The 19550-nt window shown below is 62.2% G+C and carries 23 protein-coding genes and 1 pseudogene; 9 read left to right on the plus strand and 15 right to left on the minus strand.

Features of this window, described 5'->3' with window-relative positions:
• The 5 genes and pseudogenes from BM408_RS18490 to BM408_RS18510 form a co-directional block, all read left to right on the plus strand.
• Positions 1-228, plus strand: a pseudogene (locus BM408_RS18490) (IS21 family transposase); the annotation flags it as partial.
• A gap of 113 nt (positions 229-341) precedes the next feature.
• The gene (gene earP / locus BM408_RS18495) at positions 342-758 is read left to right on the plus strand and encodes an elongation factor P maturation arginine rhamnosyltransferase EarP (RefSeq protein ID WP_256375264.1); all 417 of its coding nucleotides are present in this window, start codon (positions 342-344) and stop codon (positions 756-758) included.
• 166 nt (positions 759-924) lie between these two features.
• Positions 925-1794, plus strand: a complete 870-nt coding sequence (locus BM408_RS18500) for a phosphate/phosphite/phosphonate ABC transporter substrate-binding protein (protein ID WP_254774878.1) — start codon at positions 925-927, stop codon at positions 1792-1794.
• A gap of 407 nt (positions 1795-2201) precedes the next feature.
• Complete coding sequence (gene rpoH, locus BM408_RS18505) at positions 2202-3137, plus strand: RNA polymerase sigma factor RpoH (protein ID WP_175541848.1); 936 nt, start codon at positions 2202-2204, stop codon at positions 3135-3137.
• A gap of 270 nt (positions 3138-3407) precedes the next feature.
• Entirely contained in the window at positions 3408-5177 is a 1770-nt protein-coding gene (locus BM408_RS18510) for a 7TM diverse intracellular signaling domain-containing protein (RefSeq protein ID WP_092131744.1), read from the plus strand.
• Positions 5178-5224: 47 nt separating this feature from the next.
• Here BM408_RS18510 and BM408_RS18515 read toward each other — a convergent pair whose 3' ends face one another.
• The 5 genes from BM408_RS18515 to BM408_RS18535 are packed head-to-tail and all read right to left on the minus strand — an operon-like array spanning position 5225 to position 9444.
• The gene (locus BM408_RS18515) at positions 5225-5854 is read right to left on the minus strand and encodes an SCO family protein (protein WP_175541841.1); all 630 of its coding nucleotides are present in this window, start codon (positions 5852-5854) and stop codon (positions 5225-5227) included.
• Between the two features lie 7 nt (positions 5855-5861).
• Positions 5862-6782, minus strand: a complete 921-nt coding sequence (cyoE, locus tag BM408_RS18520) for a heme o synthase (protein ID WP_092131745.1) — start codon at positions 6780-6782, stop codon at positions 5862-5864.
• On the minus strand, positions 6779-7921 hold the full coding sequence (locus BM408_RS18525; RefSeq protein ID WP_092131746.1) for a COX15/CtaA family protein: 1143 nt from the start codon (positions 7919-7921) through the stop codon (positions 6779-6781). The genes cyoE and BM408_RS18525 overlap by 4 nt, the downstream gene beginning before the upstream one ends.
• A gap of 39 nt (positions 7922-7960) precedes the next feature.
• A complete protein-coding gene (locus BM408_RS18530) occupies positions 7961-8629 on the minus strand; it encodes a thioredoxin domain-containing protein (protein ID WP_092131748.1) in 669 nt (222 codons plus the stop codon).
• A 47-nt stretch (positions 8630-8676) separates the two neighbouring features.
• Complete coding sequence (locus BM408_RS18535; RefSeq protein WP_092131750.1) at positions 8677-9444, minus strand: SURF1 family protein; 768 nt, start codon at positions 9442-9444, stop codon at positions 8677-8679.
• 18 nt (positions 9445-9462) lie between these two features.
• Here BM408_RS18535 and BM408_RS18540 point away from each other — a divergent pair, with 18 nt between their 5' ends.
• Positions 9463-9702: a twin transmembrane helix small protein gene (locus BM408_RS18540; RefSeq protein ID WP_092131751.1), complete on the plus strand. Its 240-nt coding sequence runs from the start codon at positions 9463-9465 to the stop codon at positions 9700-9702.
• Positions 9703-9786: 84 nt separating this feature from the next.
• Here the strand turns inward: BM408_RS18540 and BM408_RS18545 are convergent, their stop codons facing one another.
• The 8 genes from BM408_RS18545 to BM408_RS18575 all read right to left on the minus strand — a co-directional run bounded on the left by BM408_RS18545 (position 9787) and on the right by BM408_RS18575 (position 16454).
• Complete coding sequence (locus BM408_RS18545; RefSeq protein ID WP_092131753.1) at positions 9787-10704, minus strand: cytochrome c oxidase subunit 3; 918 nt, start codon at positions 10702-10704, stop codon at positions 9787-9789.
• Between the two features lie 78 nt (positions 10705-10782).
• Positions 10783-10992, minus strand: a complete 210-nt coding sequence (locus BM408_RS18550; RefSeq protein WP_092131754.1) for a DUF2970 domain-containing protein — start codon at positions 10990-10992, stop codon at positions 10783-10785.
• Positions 10989-11597 carry a cytochrome c oxidase assembly protein gene (locus BM408_RS18555; RefSeq protein WP_092131756.1) on the minus strand — a complete coding sequence of 203 codons (609 nt, stop codon included), beginning with the start codon at positions 11595-11597 and terminating at the stop codon, positions 10989-10991. The genes BM408_RS18550 and BM408_RS18555 overlap by 4 nt, the downstream gene beginning before the upstream one ends.
• Before the next feature lie 54 nt (positions 11598-11651).
• Entirely contained in the window at positions 11652-11762 is a 111-nt protein-coding gene (locus tag BM408_RS23080; protein ID WP_217649447.1) for a cytochrome oxidase small assembly protein, read from the minus strand.
• Positions 11763-11803: 41 nt separating this feature from the next.
• Positions 11804-13438 (minus strand): cytochrome c oxidase subunit I, encoded by a 1635-nt coding sequence (gene ctaD, locus BM408_RS18560; RefSeq protein ID WP_092131758.1) that lies wholly within the window; start codon positions 13436-13438, stop codon positions 11804-11806.
• Between the two features lie 102 nt (positions 13439-13540).
• Positions 13541-14716: a cytochrome c oxidase subunit II gene (coxB, locus tag BM408_RS18565; RefSeq protein WP_092131759.1), complete on the minus strand. Its 1176-nt coding sequence runs from the start codon at positions 14714-14716 to the stop codon at positions 13541-13543.
• Positions 14717-14862: 146 nt separating this feature from the next.
• A complete protein-coding gene (locus tag BM408_RS18570; RefSeq protein WP_371327032.1) occupies positions 14863-15363 on the minus strand; it encodes a DUF2244 domain-containing protein in 501 nt (166 codons plus the stop codon).
• A 185-nt stretch (positions 15364-15548) separates the two neighbouring features.
• Positions 15549-16454, minus strand: coding sequence for a methyltransferase domain-containing protein (locus tag BM408_RS18575; RefSeq protein WP_092132035.1), 906 nt, complete (start codon positions 16452-16454; stop codon positions 15549-15551).
• A gap of 265 nt (positions 16455-16719) precedes the next feature.
• On the opposite strand from BM408_RS18575, the gene BM408_RS18580 reads away from it, so the two are divergent.
• The 3 genes from BM408_RS18580 to BM408_RS18590 all read left to right on the plus strand — a co-directional run bounded on the left by BM408_RS18580 (position 16720) and on the right by BM408_RS18590 (position 18361).
• The gene (locus BM408_RS18580) at positions 16720-17304 is read left to right on the plus strand and encodes a ComF family protein (protein WP_371327033.1); all 585 of its coding nucleotides are present in this window, start codon (positions 16720-16722) and stop codon (positions 17302-17304) included.
• A gap of 71 nt (positions 17305-17375) precedes the next feature.
• Positions 17376-17852 carry a tRNA (uridine(34)/cytosine(34)/5-carboxymethylaminomethyluridine(34)-2'-O)-methyltransferase TrmL gene (gene trmL, locus BM408_RS18585; RefSeq protein ID WP_092131761.1) on the plus strand — a complete coding sequence of 159 codons (477 nt, stop codon included), beginning with the start codon at positions 17376-17378 and terminating at the stop codon, positions 17850-17852.
• Between the two features lie 185 nt (positions 17853-18037).
• A complete protein-coding gene (locus BM408_RS18590) occupies positions 18038-18361 on the plus strand; it encodes a hypothetical protein (protein ID WP_092131763.1) in 324 nt (107 codons plus the stop codon).
• Positions 18362-18381: 20 nt separating this feature from the next.
• Here BM408_RS18590 and BM408_RS18595 read toward each other — a convergent pair whose 3' ends face one another.
• Positions 18382-18837 carry a MaoC family dehydratase gene (locus tag BM408_RS18595; RefSeq protein WP_092131765.1) on the minus strand — a complete coding sequence of 152 codons (456 nt, stop codon included), beginning with the start codon at positions 18835-18837 and terminating at the stop codon, positions 18382-18384.
• 78 nt (positions 18838-18915) lie between these two features.
• On the minus strand, positions 18916-19533 hold the full coding sequence (locus BM408_RS18600; RefSeq protein WP_092131766.1) for a ParA family protein: 618 nt from the start codon (positions 19531-19533) through the stop codon (positions 18916-18918).
• Positions 19534-19550 lie beyond the last annotated feature (17 nt).

Consider the following 19550-nt stretch of genomic DNA (forward strand, 5'->3'; position numbering starts at 1 on the left):
AGACGTTGGGCATTGCGAGATCAGATGTCCATCCGCGAGATCTCAAGGCGTACAGGCCTGGCTCGCAACACAGTGAAGAAGCACCTGCGATCAGAAGAGAGCGAGCCCAAGTATCCAAGGCGGGTCAGCTCAAGCAAGCTCGATCCCTATGCCGAGAAGCTGGCCACATGGCTGGGAATTGAGGCAACAAAATCGCGGAAACAGCGGCGCACTTTGAGGCAGATCCACACACCCAGCCAAAAAAGGAGAACATCAAGAACTTATCCACATCGTGAGCACGTTCTGCTCACAAAGAGTGTGGGTCAAGATTCGATGGAAAACTCGGGTCAGACTTCAGCGCAATTCAACACACGCTGCTGCCACAGATGTCATGGGCAGAAATGGACGAGGTCATCCGGACGTCAGACCTTGTCATGAGCCGCCATGAAGACATCGCAATGCGCGCCATGCTCAGCGGTGTGCCCGTTGTGACGCCCCTGGTAGGACAGCCTCGCGTGACTGACGGCAAGGCGGTGCGCCACGCCATGGGCTTGCTCTGTGATTCGGACGGCGAAGCGGCGCTTCAGAGCGTGGCGGGCCTTGCTCGCGCATGGTCTAGCAGCCATGACACCGCCGAGAAATGGCAGAATTTTTATATCCGGTGGGACGCCGTGCAACTCAGGGCCAACGCATTGGCGCGCCGCCTGCACCAGTTGCCAAACCTTTCACTCACGATGACCGAACTTGTGGATGAGCATGCGATGCATGCGGCTTGTTAGCCGGCTCCTGGCCGGTTCCAGATGCTGAACCGCCGCCCAGGCCGGGCTTCAGCGCAACCCAACACCCAACACTCAGCGTTTCTACTGACCGTGAAAGCTCCTCACGGGCAGTTTCGTTTAAAAAAAAGGAGTATGTTATGAACCATCTGCACAACGGGGCAAAGACATGATGAGTCGCAGAAAGGTGCTGATCAGCACTGCGGCCACTGCAGCCGGCGCCATGGCACTGCCCGTAACAGCGCAGCAGCAGGTGCTGACCTTTGGCTTTAACCCGTCAGCAGATCCCCGCGCCGTGATCGCCAACAGCCAGGGCATGCTGGACAAGTTGTCCAAAGCGGTGAATATGCCGGTCAAGCCCTTTGTGGCGGCCGACTACAACGGCTTGATCGAGGCGCTACGCCTCAAACGTATTGACCTGGCTTACCTGGGCCCTTTCGCGTATGTGCTGGGCAAGACCCTGGTCGACATTGAAGCGTTTGTGTTTGCTGAGATCAAGGCGAACGGCCGAATCTTCTATCGCAGCCAGATCATTACGCACAAAAACAGCGGAATCAAAACCATTAACGACCTCAAGGGCAAGAGCTTTGCCTATGTCGACCCCAGCTCGGCGTCAGGCCATCTGCTCCCCAAGGCCGGCCTGATAAAACTGGGCTTTGACCCCGACAATGATTTCGGCCGCGTCATCTACTCCGGCTCGCACGACGCCAACGCTATTGCCGTGCAGAACAAAAAAGTGGATGCTGCCGCGACTGGTGACCGCCTCCTGGACGGCGTCATTGCCAGGGGGCTTGTCAGGCGTGAGGACATCACCGTGATCTGGCAATCTGATCCGATTCCCGGATCCCCCATGGTATGGCGCAAGGACTTGCCTGCCGATCTCAAGAAGCGCATCCGGGCCGCCTTTCTCGAGGCCAAAGACATTACCTGGCATGTTCACGGCATGCTCAACGGCTTCAAGCCGACCACGGATGCCGACTACAACATCATCCGCGAGACGGCCCAGTTACTGAACCTTGACTTGAAGACGCTGAAATGACCAACACGGCTTGTTGAGTTCCGGCGAGGCGAATCGCCAAACCCGGCATCAGGCCGCGAAAAGCTTCAAACCCGGACTGCCGCGCCGCGCGCCCGCCGCAAGGCCGCCGGCAGCGGTGACGCCCGCATGCGCCACTATCCAGCCGGGATGCCAAAGAATTACCCGCATTTACATCCCGGATACCAAAGCGCGAGAACCAAAGCCGTCATACCCCGGTCATACTGAAAACCAAGGGTTAACACCAAGCTGGCGGGGGCAAAAAGCCCCCAATTGCCCAAAATTGCCTCTTAGCCCTGCGCTATCCGTGCCATTGAACCTATTGTTTAGCACTCGCTCTAACAGAGTGCTAATATTTAGCACTAGAGAAAAGGAGTTCTGCAGTGTCATATGCTCTTTCCCCCCAATCGCTGACCTCTGCCGTCGCCGCGCCCCAAGCCGGCGCCGTGGCAGCCGTCAACCCTTGGTCGCTGGTTCCCCCGCTGGGCAACCTGGACGCTTACATTTCCGCCGTCAACCGCCTCCCCATGCTTACTTTGGAGCAGGAGCAGGAATTTGCCAAAAACCTCAAGGAAAACAACGATCTTGATGCAGCCGGTAAGTTAGTGCTCTCTCACTTACGCCTGGTGGTGTCGATTTCGCGCAAATACCTGGGTTACGGCCTGCCCCACGGCGACCTGATCCAGGAAGGCAATATCGGCCTGATGAAGGCGGTCAAACGCTTTGACCCGGACCAGAATGTTCGCCTGGTGAGCTACGCCATGCACTGGATCAAGGCCGAGATTCATGAGTACATCCTGAAAAACTGGCGCATGGTCAAGGTCGCCACGACCAAGGCCCAGCGCAAGCTGTTTTTCAACCTGCGCTCGATGAAGCAAGGCTTCAAGGACGACGCCGATGTGGCGACGCACCGCGACACGCTGACCGAAGGCCAGATCGATTCCATGGCGAAGACGCTGAACGTCAAGCGCGAGGAAGTCATCGAGATGGAGCAGCGCATGTCAGGCGGCGACGTGTTGCTGGACCCGACCCCGGGCGACGACGGTGAAGACGCCTTCGGCCCTATCGCCTACCTGGCCGACGCCACGCAGGAACCGACCGCGCTGATGGAGTCGCGCCAGCGTGACAACCTCGCCTCTAGCGGCATCACCGCCGCTCTGGAAGAGCTGGACCCGCGCGCACGACGCATCGTGGAAGAGCGCTGGCTCAAGGTGAACGACGACGGTTCAGGCGGCATGACGCTGCATGACCTGGCGGCCGAGTACAAGGTGAGCGCCGAGCGCATCCGCCAGATTGAAGTGGCGGCCATGAAGAAAATGAAGAAGGTGCTGGCGGCTTACGCTTAAAGCGCCTCCGGGCATCAAGCCCGGCTTCTTCAAAAAGCCCGTACCGTCAAACGTGCGGGCTTTTTTGTGGGCGTGTGTTCAGGTGCGTGTTGCCTGAAAACAATTTCGGCGCCGCCGATACGGCTTGCGGCGTGATTTGCTGCACTAAATTGCAGTTGCTCCCACGCACCAACGCAAATTTAAAACGCAATTCGTTACGCATAGTCGCACAATGAATTTGTGCTGATCCTTAACGCGCTTTCAGGCCTGCCCAGGCGTGTTCAGCGGTTCATGCGCGCCCTCTTCTCTGTCTTCCCTCTCTTCTTCGCGGGTTATTTCAGGGGATTGCTGGCGGCGTACCTGCTGGGTGCGGCCATGCCGGGCTGGGCGCAGCACAGCGCCGACGCCCGCCTGCCGGTGCTGCAGCTCAACGCGCCTGACGGCCAGATCGAGCTGGCCGAACACAGCCAGTACTGGATAGACACCACCGGCACGGCCGTTGTGGAGCAAGTCGAAGCCTGGGAATACGACCTGCCCTTTGCCAGGCGGCCGGCCGGCCACACCGCGCTGCTGGACGGCCAGGTGATGTGGATACGCTTTAACGCCATGCAGCTGGATTTGTCGCAGCGCTGGGCGCTGGAGGTGAGCAGCGCCGGCGTTGACGCTGTGAGCCTGCATTACCGCGACGCGATCGGCAACTGGGTCGAGCAAAAGGCGGGCGACAGCATTCCGGTGAGCCGCTGGCCGCGGCCCGACCGCTTTCCGGTTTTTGAACTGGACACGGAGCAGACGCGACCCGTCACGTATTTCATCCGCATCGAGCATGCGCGCACGCCGTTTTCAGCGCCTCTCTTTATCTACAGCCACCCTGCCCTGCTGGCGCAGCGCATGCAGGAGCAGTTTCTGCTGGGCGCCTACTTCGGCCTGACGGTGCTGATGGCGCTGGTGGCTGCGGCCTATGCGGTGGCTTTCCGCGACCGCAGCTTTGCGTCCTATGCCGTCTACATCGCGGCACTGGCCGCCGCGCAAGCCGGGCTGCTGGGCATTGGCGGGCAATACCTCTGGCCCGACTTTGCGGGATGGAACAACCTGTCGTCGTTTTTGCTGCCGGTGCTGGCCGCTTGCAGCGGCATCTGGTTTGCGCGGGTGGTGACGCGGCCGCGGCAGTTCTCGGCGGTGCTGGACTGGCTGTCGATGAAGCTGATGGTGGCGCTGGCGCTGCTGGCGGTGGTGGATGTGTTCTTGCCGACACGCGCGAGTTTTCTCGCCGTCACGCTGCTCATCGTCGTGGCGATGGCGGTTGTCTGCGTGATGGTGTTCATTGCCTGGCAAAGGGGTGATGTGACGATGCGCTGGATCGCGCTGGGTTTTGTGCCGGTCATCCTGACGGCGCCATTTCCTATCTTGCGCAACCTGGGGCTGATACCGATCAGCTTTTTGACGCAATACGGTCTGACGCTGGGCGCAGCGCTGGAGACGCCGCTGCTGTTTTACGGCCTGCTGCGGCGGGCCGCCCAGCGGCGCGAGGCCCGCGCGCGCGCCGCTGCGCTGACGCAGACCGAGCCGCTGACGGGTCTGACCAACCTGCACACCTTTGAGGAGCGGCTGCATGACGCGCTGCTGCGGTCCAACCGCTACAAACACCTCTCGGCGCTGCTGCTGGTGGATTTGTCCAACCACGGCTGGTTTGCCAAGGAGCACGGCCGGCAGATCGCCGACTATGCGCTGGTGCTGACGGGCTCGTGCCTGCGCAAACTGGCGCGCGACATCGACATTGCGGCGCGTGTGGGCGACAGTGAATTCGCGTTGTTGATTGAGGGCCCGGTGACGGCCGCGCAAGCCGTGGCGGCGGCCACGCAGCTGGTGGCGCGGGCGCTGCAGCCTTCAGACTTGCTGCCGGTTGGCTCGCACCTGAAGCTGCATGTGGCGATTGCACTGGTGCCCGATGCCACCTGCACCAGCCAGCACCTGGATGCCAGCGAGCATTTGCACTACCTGCTGGCTTCGCTGCGCGAGATGCCTGCGAATACGCGCAAGTCGATCAAGACGGTGAATTTCTGATCAGTCGCGGCTTACGCAACTGATCAAGCGCCAGGTCACGCGGCTAATTACATGCCCTTGAGCAGCAAGCCGATGTCGGACGCCAGCGATTCGGCGCCGCTGCCGTAGCGGTTGTACAAGCGGATGCGGCCCTTGCCGTCAAAGACGTAGCTGCCGGCGGAATGGTCCATGGTGTAGCTGCCGGGCGTTTTGCCGTCGACCTTTTTGTAATACACCTTGAAGTCTTTGGCGACTTCAGGCAACTGAGCCATGGTGGGCCGCAGCGCGAGGAAGGCCGGGTCGAAATTGCCCATGTAGGCCTTGAGCACTTCGGGTGTGTCGCGCTCAGGGTCAACGGTGATGAAAATGGCTTGCAGCTTGTCGCCGTCGGCGCCCAGCAGTTTTTTGACCTGCGCGAGCTCGGCCATGGAGGTCGGGCACACGTCGGGGCATTGTGTGAAGCCGAAGAACACCACGACGGCCTTGCCGGCGAAGTCCTTGATCGTGCGCACCTGGCCGTTGTGGTCGGTGAGCGTGAAACCTTGCGCGTAGTCGGCGCCGGTGAGGTCTATGCTCTTGAACTGGGGTTTGTCAGGCGTGCAGGCGGCCAGCAGGCCCGCCATGGCCATGAGCGCGGCGGCACCGGCCAGGGTTTTGACGGCGCTGCGGCGTGTAGGCAAGTTTGTGGGTGTAGGCATAAGAAGGTCAGACAAGGTAGTGGTCAAGCAGCAGCGCTGCAAACAACACAGAAAGATGGATCAGCGAAAAGCGGAAGGTTTTGCGCGCCAGTGCGTCAGAGTAATTGCGCCACAGGCGAAAGCCGTACCAGCTGAAGCCGATGCTGAGTGCGACGGCGGCCACCAGGTAAAGCCAGCCGCTCATCTTGAAGATGAAAGGCATCAGGCAGGCGGGAAACAGCACCAGCGTGTAGAGAAAGACCTGCAGGCGCGTGAACTCGTTGCCGTGGGTGACGGGCAGCATGGGCAGGCCGGACTTGCGGTAGTCCTCAACGCGGTAGAGCGCCAGCGCCCAGAAGTGCGGCGGCGTCCAGAGGAAGATGATGAGGAAGAGGATCAGCGCTTCGGGGCCGACCGAGCCCGTCATGGCGGCCCAGCCCAGCACAGGCGGCATGGCGCCTGAAGCGCCGCCGATCACGATGTTCTGCGGCGTCATCGGTTTGAGGATCACGGTGTAGACCACCGCATAACCGATGAAGGTGGCGAAGGTCAGCCACATGGTGAGCGGATTGACCCACACGTACAAAATCCACGAGCCCAGCGCGCACAGCGCGGCCGAGAAGGTGAGCGTGAGCGGGTTGCTGAGCTCGCCCTTGGCGGTGGGGCGCCAGGCGGTGCGGCGCATGCGCGCGTCGATTTGCTGCTCGACCAGGCAATTGAAGGCTGCCGCTGCGCCGGCCACCAGCCAGATGCCGGCACAGGCGATCAGCGCGAGCCGTACATCGGGCCAGGTGGGTACGCCGGGAACGGCCAGCACCATACCGATCAAGGCGCAGAACACGATGAGCTGCACCACACGCGGTTTGGTCAGCGCATAGAACTGCGCGAACTTTGACGGAACGTGAGGGGTGACGGGGGCCGGTGCGGCGGACGGGGTGCTGGGGTTCATGGGGAGTCGGTCATCAATTTTGACGCATGTGGCACAGGGGCCTGGCTGCGGCTGGAAAAGACCACGCCGCTGAGCACAATGACAAGGGCCGCTGCGCCGCCGGTGTGCGTCACAGCCGCCAGCAAAGGCCAGCCCAGCACGGCATTGCTGATGCCCGTGACGGCCTGCAACACAATGAGCCCCGCCAGCCAGCGCGCCGACGTGCGAAATGCCGGGATACGGTGCAGATGGAAAGCCAGCGCGAGAAAGACGGCAAACACAAGGTAAGCCACCAGGCGGTGCACATAGTGAATGGCAGTAAGCGCCTGGAAGCTGATGCTGGCGCCGTCATGGCCCGCGCCCAGCTCGCGCCACAGCGTAAAGCCTTGGCTAAAGTCCATGGCCGGCCAGAGCGAGCCCTGGCAACCGGGAAAGTCGGTGCAGGCCAGCACGGCGTAGTTGGTGCTGACCCAGCCGCCCAGGGTGATCTGGATCCACAGCAGCGCGAAGGCTGCGATGACGGCAAGCCGCAGGCCGGCGGAAAGCAGCGTGGCGTGGGTGCCCTGGGCTTGCGCGTAGCGCGCTGCCTGCGCACGCAGCAGCGCGAGCAGCACAAGGCCGCCCAGCAGGTGCATGGTGACGATGGCCGGGAACAATTTCATGGTGACGGTAAGCGCGCCGAATGCGCCCTGCAGGCACACCCAGATCAGCGTGACGGCAGGCCACCAGAAGGAGACTGGCGTGCGTTTGCGCTCCAGCCAGCTGGTCACCGCGAGCGTCAGGATCAGCACACCGACACCTGTCGCCAGATAGCGATGGATCATTTCAATCCACGCCTTGGAGTGCGTGACGGGCCCTGTCGGCATGGCGGTCTGCGCGGCCTCGATATGCATTTGCGCGCCCACCGGGCTGGCGCTGCCGTAGCAGCCCGGCCAGTCAGGACAGCCCAGGCCTGAGTCAGTGAGGCGCGTGAAGGCGCCGAAGATCACCAGGTCAAACGTGAGAAAGAGCGTCACCAGCGTCAACACCCGCAGGCGCTGCGCCACCGGCGCGTTCTTGTTGTGCACCCACACCCAGGCCAGCGGGCCCATCGCCACTACCAGGCCCATGATCATCAGGCGCAGGGCGGGGCTGAGGTCGTAGAGTGAGGTGCTTGACATGGTGATGCGAGATTTAGGTGTTGAACCGGCAAAACCGGTTCAACGGCCTTCCTTGTCCCAGCTGCTGGAGGCGCGCAGCAGGCGATCCAGGTCGCGCTTGGCTTTGGCGGCGGCAGCGGCGTCCATGTCGGCCGGGAAACGCATCATCCAGTTGCCGATCGGGTCGACCAGATAGAGGTGGTCTTCAAGGCGCTTGCCGGCCTCGGGCTCCAGCCACTGGGCGAGCTCGGCAGGCGCTACACGCAGCACGGCCGACGAAGCCAGTGCAGGCAGCAGAGCATCGCGCACCGGTGCGTCATCCACGACCAGCCAGACGCGGTCCAGGCGGTCTTTTTCCTTGCCCAGCGATTCGCGGAGCTGGCGCTGGAAGTACAGGTTCTGCTCGCACTTCGCGTCGCAGGCGCCGCCAGAGACGCTGACCAGCAGCCATTGATCTTTGAGCGCCGTGAGCGTGCCGGCGCGGCCGTCGAGCGCGCGCGTGGCCAGTGGCGGCAAAGGCCGCTGCGGGTTGATGAGTTCGCCAAAGTTGCGGCGGCCTTCCGGACGGACCACGTAGTAGGTGAAGTAAGACGCAAGCACCGGCGCTGCGCACACCAGCAGCACGGCCAGCATTTTCCAGCGGCCCGCAACGGTGTTGGGCTCGCGCGTGCTGGACTGGTCGAGCACGGGCATCGCGTGCACCGTCAGGCCCAGGGGCTGGTCAGGCATGACCGGGGCGGTAGCACGGAGAGAAGAAGTGTCAGGCGTATCGTTTGTCACGGCAGTGGGTCACGGCTTTTTTCGCCGCGCGATGAATTACGTAAATGACTACGGAGAGGAAGGACCAGCTGAAACCAGCCATACAAAATGATCATCAGGCCGCACAGCCCGAACCACTGGAAGGCATAACCGTAGTGTTTGTCCACTCCCAGGTTGGGCGCTGCCCATTCACGAAGCAGGCCTTCACTGGCGGCGCCGGTCTGAAGCAGTGAGACTTCCAGCAAAGGCAAACCGGTTTCCGTCCGGAAAGCAGGCAAGTCGAGATTTTGCCGTATCCGGCCGCTCTCGGCCCCTGTGAATTCATAGAGCCTTGAGGGCGGCGGGGCTATGCGCCCTTCTACCGTCACGGCGCCCGCAGGCGTTGCAACGTCCGGCAGGCGGGTGCGGTCGGCGAAATTGCGCGGCACCCAGCCCCGCTGCACCAGGATGACCTGTGCGCTGCCCTCCAGCACCAGCGGCGTGACCACCACAAAGCCGGTTTTGCCGCTCATGGGCCGGTTGTCGAGGTAGACCGTATGGTCGGCGCGCCAGCTGCCTTTGAGCGTGGCCGGCCGGTGAATGTCGTCGGTGATGTTGGGGGCGGTGAGCAGCGAGCGTGCATCCAGCGCGGGTAGCCGGCCCTTGGAATCGACGGCGGCCTGGAGCGCTTCTTTCTGCGCGGCGCGGCGCAGCTGCCACTGCCCCAGCGAAAAAGTCGTGCCGGCCACCACCAGTGCGGCCACGGTGAGTATCCAGAAGCGTGGGGAGTGCAAAGCGCGTGTCATGAGCCGATAATCCTGTTCATGACTTACCTGATCGCACTGGCGTTTATCGCCATTTTTGCCAGCCTGGCCTCCGCACTGTTCTTCATGCTCAGGGGCGGCAAGGGTAGCGAAGACGCCGAAAGCAGCAAACGCAAAAACAGCAACATGGCGCGCGCACTGGCGTTCCGTATCGGGTTTTCGGTTTTGCTGTTCATCTGCATTCTGATTGCGTGGAAGCTCGGTTATATCCAGCCGACCGGCATTCCCGCTGGTAAATAAAAAGCCACTCCAGGTGGCGGAATAAAGAACAAAGGCCGCATCAAGCGGCCTTTGATTGAGCGGCCTTGGCCGCTGTTGGTTCCCTTACAACCAGTACACCAGGATGTACAGGCCCAGCCACACCACGTCCACAAAGTGCCAGTACCAGGCGGCGCCTTCAAAGCCGAAATGCTTTTCAGGGGTGAAGTGGCCTTTTTGCAGGCGCAGCGTGATGAAGAACAGCATCAGCATGCCGACGAACACGTGGAAGCCGTGAAAGCCGGTGAGCAGGAAGAAGGTCGAGCCATACACGCCGGACGACAGCTTCAGGTTCATCTCGTGATAGGCATGGAAGTACTCATAGCCTTGCACGAACAGGAAGACCAGGCCGAGAACTACCGTTGCCCACATGAAGGCAATGGTGCGGGCACGTTTGCCTTCGATCAGGGCATGGTGGGCGATGGTGATGGTGACGCCGGAGGTCAGCAGCAAGGCCGTGTTGACGGTGGGCAGGGAGCCCATGATGCTGGCCCAGATGCCGCCGCCAATTGCCAGCGGCTTCATGGCGGTGAAGGGTTCGATGATGTCGGCAGGCGAAGCGGTCACGCCGGCGGCAAGGGTGGGCCAGACGGCCTTGAAGTCAGGCCAGAGCAGCGCGTTTTCGAGGCTGCCCAGTGCAGGCAGCGAGTGCGCGCGGGCCCACCACAGGGCGGTGAAGAAGGCGCCGAAGAACATCACTTCCGAGAAAATGAACCAGCTCATGCTCCAGCGGAAGGACAGGTCGATCTTGCGTCCGTACAGGCCGCCTTCGCTTTCAGCGATGGACTGACTGAACCAGCGGAACAAGGTCACCAGCCACCACACCATGCCGAAGGCCACAGACCATTTGCCCCAGCCGTGGCCGTTGATCCACTGGCTGGCGCCGAAGATGACAAAAAACAGGCCGATGGATGCCATCACCGGGTGGCTCGATGGGCTGGGGATGAAGTAGTGGGGGGTTGACCCGTGGGTTGCTGTTGACATCGCTCGACTCCTGTTTTTCTCTCGAATTTCCAATAATCTTTTAACTTGCGCCGTGGGGTGTTTGTGCAGGTGCCGCGCTCAGTGCGCGACCATCCACTTGGCCAGCAGCACCAGGGCTGCGACAAACACCACGACGGCAATCAACCCGACCACAATGATGTGGAGGGGGTTCAAATTTTTCACGTCTTCTTCGTAATCGCCCCGCGCACGCAGGCCCACGAAAGACCAGGCCACGGCCTTGACCGTGCGCCAAAAAGAAGGTTTGCCGGGGGTTGCGGCCATGCTCATGCGCCTGCCTGTTTTTCAGGTGGCACGGCAGCCGTCGTTGCCGGCGTCACGGGCGCGGGCGGCGTCTTGCCCCCCACTTCAAAGAAGGTGTACGACAGGGTAATCGTGCTCACGTCTTTCGACAGCTTCGGATCGATCACGAAGGCCACGGGCCACTGTTTCTTTTCGCCGGGCGCCAGGGTGTACTGGCTGAAGCAGAAGCACTCGAGCTTGTTGAAATGCGCGCCGGCCTGAGCGGGGGCGTAGCTGGGGATGGCCTGGGCAGACATGGTCCGGTTCTGCACGTTCTGGAACTCGTACATCACCGTGGTCAACTCGCCGGGGTGAACCTGCAGCGTGTTCTGGGCGGGCTTGAAATGCCAGGGGCCGCGCGAGTTCGCATCAAACTCGACCGTGATGGTGCGTGTGCGGTCCACCTGCGTATTGGCGGGTGAGCTGGACGTCGCGCCGGGAATCTGGCGGTCGGACAAGGCCAGCACGTTGATGCCGGTCATTTCGCAAATCGCCTTGTAGATAGGGACCAGCGCGTAACCGAAGCCAAACATGCCGAGCACGATCACGGCCAGTTTGCCCATCATGTTGAAGTTTTCGCGCTTGAGCCGCATCACGTTGGTACCGCCTTATGCCTGAACTTTGTGCCTGGAATTTGTCAGGCCGGCTCAGTGGGCCAGGAAAATCATCTTGGCCATGAAGCCGGCAAAAAAGACGAACGCGACCGAAGCGAGGATCAGCGCCAGGCGCAGGTTGCTTTTCTTTTGCTCGGGTGTCATGTTTTTTTACCGGTTCGGGTCAATTGCTTAGTCGCGGCCGATCAGCCGATCACGCGGGTTGCCGAGGCATCCAGCTTGGGCGGTGTTTCGTAGGTGTGGAAAGGCGCTGGGGAAGGAACTTCCCACTCGAGGCCTTCGGCGCCCTTGCCGCCTTCGTCCATCCAGGGGTTCTGCTTGGCAGGTGCGCCCTTGCCGCGCATCGTGGGCACCACGATGAACAGGAAGAAGTACAGCTGGGCAAAACCGAAGAAGAACGCGCCCACGCTGGCCACGGCATTGAAGTCGGCGAACTGCATGGGGTAATCGGCGTAGCGGCGCGGCATGCCGGCCAGGCCCAGGAAGTGCATCGGGAAGAAGGTCACGTTGAAGGAAATCAGCGACCACCAGAAGTGGATCTTGCCGCGGGTTTCGTTGTACATCACGCCCGTCCATTTGGGCGACCAGTAGTAGTAGCCGGCAAAGAGGGCATAGAGCGAGCCGGCCACCAGCACGTAGTGGAAGTGGGCCACCACGTAGTAGGTGTCTTGCAGCTGCGTATCAATCGGTGCGACCGAGAGAATCACGCCGGTCAGGCCGCCGATGGTGAACACGAAGATGAAACCCACCGCAAACAGCATGGGGGTTTCAAAGGTCATGGAACCCTTCCACATCGTGGCGATCCAGTTGAAAACCTTCACGCCCGTAGGCACGGCGATCAGCATGGTGGAGTACATGAAGAACAGCTGGCCCGTAACCGGCATGCCGGTGGTGAACATGTGGTGAGCCCACACGACGAAGCTCAGGATGGCGATGGAGCCGGTGGCGTACACCATGGAGGCGTAACCGAACAGGCGCTTGCGCGAGAAAGCCGGGATGATCTGGCTGATGATGCCGAAGGCCGGCAAGATCATGATGTACACCTCGGGGTGGCCGAAGAACCAGAAGATGTGCTGGTACATCACCGGGTCGCCGCCGCCGGCGGGGTTGAAGAAGCTGGTGCCGAAGTGGCGGTCCGTCAGCGTCATGGTGATGGCGCCTGCCAGCACGGGCATCACGGCGATCAGCAGGTAGGCGGTGATCAGCCAGGTCCAGCAGAACATCGGCATCTTCATCAGCGTCATGCCGGGGGCGCGCATGTTGAGGATGGTGACGATGATGTTGATCGAGCCCATGATGGACGAAGCGCCCAGGATGTGCATTGCAAAAATACCGGCGTCCATGGACGGGCCCATTTGCAGCGTCAGCGGCGCGTAGAGCGTCCAGCCCGCGGCGGGTGCGCCGCCGGGCATGAGGAAGGAGCCGGCCAGCATGATGCCGGCGGGGATCATCAGCCAGAAGCTGAAGTTGTTCATGCGGGCAAAAGCCATGTCGGCCGCGCCGATTTGCAGCGGGATCATCCAGTTCGCGAAACCCACGAAGGCCGGCATGATGGCGCCGAACACCATGATCAGGCCGTGCATGGTGGTGAGCTGGTTGAAGAGCTCAGGGTTGACCAGTTGCAGCCCGGGCTGGAACAGCTCGGCGCGAATCAGCAGAGCCAGCACGCCGCCGAACATCAACATGAAGAAACTGAACAGCAGGTACAGCGTTCCGATGTCTTTATGGTTGGTCGCGAAGACCCAGCGGCGCCAGCCCGCAGGGGCGTGGTCGTGGTGGTCATCGTGCGCGTGGTCGTGATGGTCTAGAACTGCACTCATCTTGGCTTCCTTTGGTGGCTTTGGCCTGTAGCTTTATCTTGGCGGCCGGCGCGTATACAAAAGGTACAGCGCCGGCGGATTCTGGTCGTGGGACGGATCGGCTTACTTGCGGGCAGCCTGCACTTCGGCGGGCTGGACGATCTGGCCGGTCTGGTTGGACCAGTTGTTCTTGGAGTAGCTGATCACGGCTGCGAGATCGGTGTCGCTCAACGCCTTCCATGAAGGCATCGCGCCGCCGGCAGCGCCGTTCAGCACAATCATGATCTGTTTCTTGTGGTCGGCATCCAGCACGATGGCCGAGCCGTCGAGCGGCTTGATCGGGCCTGCGCCCTTGCCGTTGGCCTGATGGCAGGCTGCGCAATTGGCGGCGTAGACTTTTTCGCCGCGAGCCTTCAGGTCAACCAGCGTCCAGACCTTGGAAGGATCATCCAGCTTGGCAGCAGCTTCCTTGGCCTTGACGGCCACCCAGGCGGTGTAGTCGGCAGCGGAGACGACCTTCACGTGGATGGGCATATAAGCGTGTTCTTTGCCGCAGAGTTCCTGGCACTGGCCGTAGAAGTCGCCGATTTGTTCGGCACGGAACCAGGTGTCGCGCACAAAACCGGGGATTGCATCCTGCTTGATGCCGAAAGCCGGCACCGCAAAGGCGTGGATCACGTCGCTGGCGGTGGTGATGATGCGGATCTTCTTGTTGACGGGGACAACCAGCGGATTGTCGACCTTGAGCAGGTAGTTGTCGGGTGCTTCGCCGGCTTTGGGGCCGCCGTTGTTGGACATTTCGCGGTGCGTGTTGTCGAGCGTGGAGACAAAGCCGATGCCTTCGCCTTCGCCCTTGATGTAGTCGTAACCCCATTTCCACTGGATGCCGGTGGCCTTGATGGTGACGTCGGCGCTGGTGGTGTCCTTCTGGGCAACCAGCACCTTGGTGGCCGGCAGGGCCATGGCGATCACGATGATGAAGGGAACAACCGTCCAGGCGATTTCAACGGCGGTGGATTCGTGGAAGTTGGCCGATTTGTGGCCCAGGGACTTGCGATGCTTGAGGATGGAATAGAACATCACCCCGAACACCGCCACGAAGATCACGAGGCAGATGGCCATCATGAACCAGTGCAGCCATTGCTGCTCTTCGGCAATTTTGGTCACGGCCGGGTGCAGGTTCAGCTGATTGACGGCGGGGCCGCCTTTCAGGTCATTGACAGCGTAAGCGGCGGTGCTGACCCAGGCGGCCGCAGATACCAGAATTGCGCCTGCATGCTGCATGCCAAGCCGTGTCATTTTGCTCATGGTGTTGCTTACGTTCATCGTGATCACTTTTTCTGCTTCAATTACCGACGTTACCGACCAAATTAACCGGCTGATTATAAAGTTAGCGGCGGACCCTCCGGCCGCCGCCTGAACTGACGCGAGACTTTCAGGCCTCGTCAAGCGCTTCGCAGCGCCATGCGAATCTCGCGCGCCAGCGCCGGACGCAACTCCGGCCGCACATGGCGCCCCACCCGCACCGACCGGCCCTGGCCGGACACTTCAATCAGCGAACCGTCTTCCGCCTTGGGCTCAATCCTCACCCATTCGCGGTTGAACTCGGCCCGCTCGGTGCGCCCTGCCGTTTCCAGCTCTACAACCAGCTGCCCGCCTTCGAGGACGATTTTTTCACCGTCTCCCGCATGGCGGGCGTACACCACAAAGGCCGCTCCCACTGCCGCCAGCTCAGCCCAGGCAAAAGGCATCACCATGGTGGCGCCCTGTGCCCAGAAAAATGCCGCGATCCCCAGCGAAACGCAGCACAGCGACACGTAAAGCCACCCCAGCTGGGCCGGTGTGAGTGAACAGTGACGCTTGAGAAGCCACAACACAGCATCATGGCTGTGGGCGCCCTGAGCGGGCATGGTGGCAAAACGAAACGCTGGCGTTGGCTGCAACATGCGGCAACCCTCAAAAAGCTGCGGTCAATGCCGGGCACCGGCCGCACAAGGCGTGGGAACATCCCCAAAATCCAGCTTTGAATTGTAGCCGGGTTTACCTTGTTGGCCCCCTGAAAAGCCCCTCGCAGACCGATTGGGACGCGCAGGATGAGCGCCTGCGCAACACATGGTTTCTGAAGCTGTTCTCAGGCGCCCGGCCGCTGGCCGTGAAGCATGCTGCGCATGTCGTCTACCGACACGGCGCTGAGCGCACTGACCTTGATTTTGGGCGGCGCCTTCAGGGCATGGCCATAGATGACTTCGAAAGTAAGCGACAGCCTTCCGTCGTCGCCCTTCACCAGGTGGCGGGCCAGGGCATCTTCGAGCTTGGCCTTCCAGGCCTTGCCTCGCAGCGCGGGAAAGCGCGCCGGATGGAAGTTGCGGCCCAGCTCCGCCAGGTCCTGCAACAGCCGCTGCGGTGTCGCATAGGTCAAGGTGATGCGCTCCATGTCCATCACCGGCTCGGCAAACCCGGTTTGCACCAGCATGTCGCCCCAATCGTGCATGTCGGTCAGCTCGTGGCCCGCGGGCGGCCAGCCCAGCTGCGCATACACCTCGCGCAGTTCTTTGGCGGTGTCGGGCCCCAGGGACGAAAACATGACAAAGCCGTTGACCTTGAGCGCCTGGTGCCACTTCGCCAGCAAGGCCTGTGGGTCGGCCGACTCATGCAGCGCCATGTTGGCCCAGAGCATGTCGGCGCTGCCGGGTGCGGGCGCCTCAAAACGCACGGCGGGCGCCGTCCACCGCGCAGGGTGCCACCACGGCCTCACTATTTTTTTGATAGCTTCCTGCGTACGTTCCGCGCTGGCCTCCACCACAAAACACTTTGAATCGGGATAGCGGCCGGCGAGTTGCGCCTGCGCCTCCAGCCCTCCGCGCAGCGCGCCCCAGTGGATCCACGAAGCGGGTTGCAGCCTGATCCATTGCAGGCGGTCCATCATCCGCCGGGCCACTTCCTCATGAAGCCATGGCGATGCCAAAGGCGCGGTGCGCTCCCAGCGGCCGACGGCAAGCGGGTCTAGCGTGGGCGGACGCTGATGGGAAGTGGTCATGAAGGAAGGCGCTACGGTTCGCTGAAAAGTACGCGAGTATATTGACACGGTGTTCACCCGCCTGCTTGCACCCCACACATTACCGCCCCGGCCCTCCGGCTTTCTTGCCGGTCTTGGCGCCAGTTTTCGAACAGGCATTGCCAGCCAGTGCGCCGTTTGCCGCAGCTGGCCGGCGCATCCGGTGTGCGGGCCTTGCGTGGCGCGGTTCGCGCCGCCGGCGCCTCGCTGCGGGCGATGCGCCCTCGCCTTGCCGGCCGATCTCTCTATGGGCCTTCGCACAGGCCCGCAGCTGTGCGGCGCCTGTGCCACCCAGCCACCACCGCTGGACAGCGCCGTGGCCGGCGTGCATTACGCCTACCCCTGGTCCACCCTGATCGCAGGCTACAAATTCGGCGGGCAGCACGGTTGGGCCGGTTTTTTCGCCGGCCTGCTGCTCCAGTCGCCCGGCACCGCTGAGGTGTTTGCCGGTCTGGCCCCCGGGGACTGCTTCTTGCCTATGCCGCTGGCCGCGCAGCGCCTGCAGACGCGGGGCTTTAACCAGGCCTGGGAGCTGTGCACGGAACTGGCGCGGCAGACGCGCACACCGGCCCGCGCCGACGCCAGGCTGCTGCTGCGCGTGCGGCACACCCGCCCGCAAAGCCAGCTCAAACGCAAGGAGCGGCTGGCCAATGTAAAAGGCGCCTTTCAGGTCGACCCACTGCGCGTGGCCGAGCTGCGGGGCCGGCGCGTGGTGCTGGTCGACGACGTGATGACCAGCGGGGCTTCGATCTACACGGCGGCGCAGGTTTTGCGGGACGCGGGCGCCGCGCACGTCACCGCAGTCGTATTGGCAAGAACAGCCCCCGCCTAGAATCCCGGCTCCGCCTTACTCACTGTTCCCACTACTCCCGCCATTCGACGCCTCGCAACCCGGTCTGCCGCATGTTCAATATCGTCCTCGTCGAACCCGAAATCCCTCCCAACACCGGCAACGTGATCCGGCTGGCGGCCAACACCGGCTGCCGTTTGCACCTGGTCGAGCCGCTGGGTTTTTCGATGGATGACAAACACATGCGCCGCGCCGGGCTGGACTATCACGAGTACGCAAAGGTGCTGCGGCATGCCAGCTGGCAGGCGTTTCTGGAAAGTGAGCAACCACCCGCAGACCGGCTGTTTGCCATGACCACCCGGGGCTCGGGCAGTGTCTACGACGCGCGTTTTCAGCCGGGCGACTGGCTGGTATTCGGCGCCGAAACCCGCGGACTGGCGCCGGAGCTGCGGGAGTCCTTTGCGCCCAGCCAACGCCTGCGCTTGCCCATGCAGGCCGGCCAGCGCAGCCTGAACCTCTCCAATTCCGTGGCTGTTACGGTGTTTGAGGCCTGGCGTCAGAACGGCTTCGGCGGCGCCACGGTGGCCTGACCGTCCGTCGGGTGGGCGCCCAGGCCCCTTGCCAGGGACTAGGTAAAAACCCTATAATCGAATGCTTCAAGCCTAAAGCTTCAGGTCTGTGAATGCCGGTACCCCGGCCACTTGCGACCTTCCGCCCTCCCCGCGTATTCCTTCCCATAGTCCCAGTTCACAAGACTGGTCCCAGGAGTCTTCCCGTGAACATGGTGATTCAGCGTATTTTCGGTATTGCAGCGCCCGCGTTTTCCGATTCCGGCCGTTCCACAATCAGCCGCCTGCCCGTCGAGGAGATCCGGGAAAGCCTGCAAGCCTTGCTGCATGACTGCAAGGACATGCGCTCCGAACGCGTTCTCTACAAAATCAATGTGGCGCAAACGCCTTCAGAGTTGTGGATGCTGCGCAGCGACCTGCACCAGTGCATTTCGCAGGCCCACACCCAGACCGAAGCGGCCGACCGCATCAACAGCCTGATCGGGGTTTTTGAGGGCTGGCTGCCCGCCAGCCAGCTCACGCGCATCTAGTTTTTGGCTAGCGCGGCGGCTCAGGGGTAGCGCCGCACCAGCGACTCGGCCACGCACACCGGTTTGGCCGATCCTTCGCGCTCTACCGTCACTTCCCAGGTCATCTGCATCCCGTCGCCGGCAATCGCCTCGGCCGCCAGCAGCTTCATGCGCCCCCGCAGGCGGCTGCCCACCGGCACGGGCGCCGTGAAACGCACCTTGTTGAGGCCGTAGTTCACGCCCATCTGCGAGCCGGTGATCTCAAAAGAAGATTCAAAAAAGCGCGGCAGCAGCGACAGCGTCAAAAAACCATGCGCGATCGGCCCGCCAAACGGCCCGGCGGCCGCTTTTTCGACATCGACATGAATCCATTGGTGGTCGCCCGTGGCCTCGGCAAACAGGTTGACCTGCTGCTGGGTGATGGTGATCCAGTCGCTGACGGCGACTTCCTGCCCGGTGCAGGCGGCCAGCTCGGCCAGGGTTTGAAAAGTCTTCATCGCGCCACTGTAGCGGCACGCCCGCGCACGGCTTGTCGGCTCAGCGACAAGCTGCCGTGCTATTGGAGCTTAGGGAGCTTAGCGGTCCAGCCACTGGCAGATGCCTTTCCACTGCTCCATGTCTTTTTCGACCCGGCTGGGCGCCACGTCAAACACGGTCAGGCCGCGCGCGGCCAGGTGGATGTAGTTTTGCGTATCGCGCAGATAGCCCAGCACCGGCAGGCCCAGGCCCTCCACAAAACCGCGCAGCTTGTCGGCGGCAATCGTGCGTGAGTCCACCCGCATGCCGACGATGCCCACCTGCATCTTGCCGGCGTGCTTGTGCTCGGCCAGCTGGTCCAGGAAAGTGCGCGTGGCAAAGATGTCAAAGACGCTGGGCTGCAGCGGCACGATGACCTTGTCGGCGAGCTTCAGGACGTCGTTAAAGCGCCAGCCGTGCAGGCCGCCCGGTGTGTCGAGCACCACATGGCTGGTCCCTTTGGGGGGTTTGACGATCAGGTCGGCGTTCACGTCCCAGGTGGTGATAGGCCTTGCGGCCGGCGGGCGCAGGCCCAGCCACAGCCTTGAAGATTGTTGCCGGTCGGCGTCGCCCAGCATGACCGAATGGCCCTGGCTGGCGAAGTAGCCGGCAACATTGGTGGCCAGCGTCGTCTTGCCGACGCCCCCCTTCGGATTGGCGATCACAACCACGGGCATGCGAATCTCCTTGTTAT

The sequence above is a fragment of the Polaromonas sp. YR568 genome (genome assembly GCF_900116715.1).
GTDB lineage: Bacteria > Pseudomonadota > Gammaproteobacteria > Burkholderiales > Burkholderiaceae_C > Polaromonas.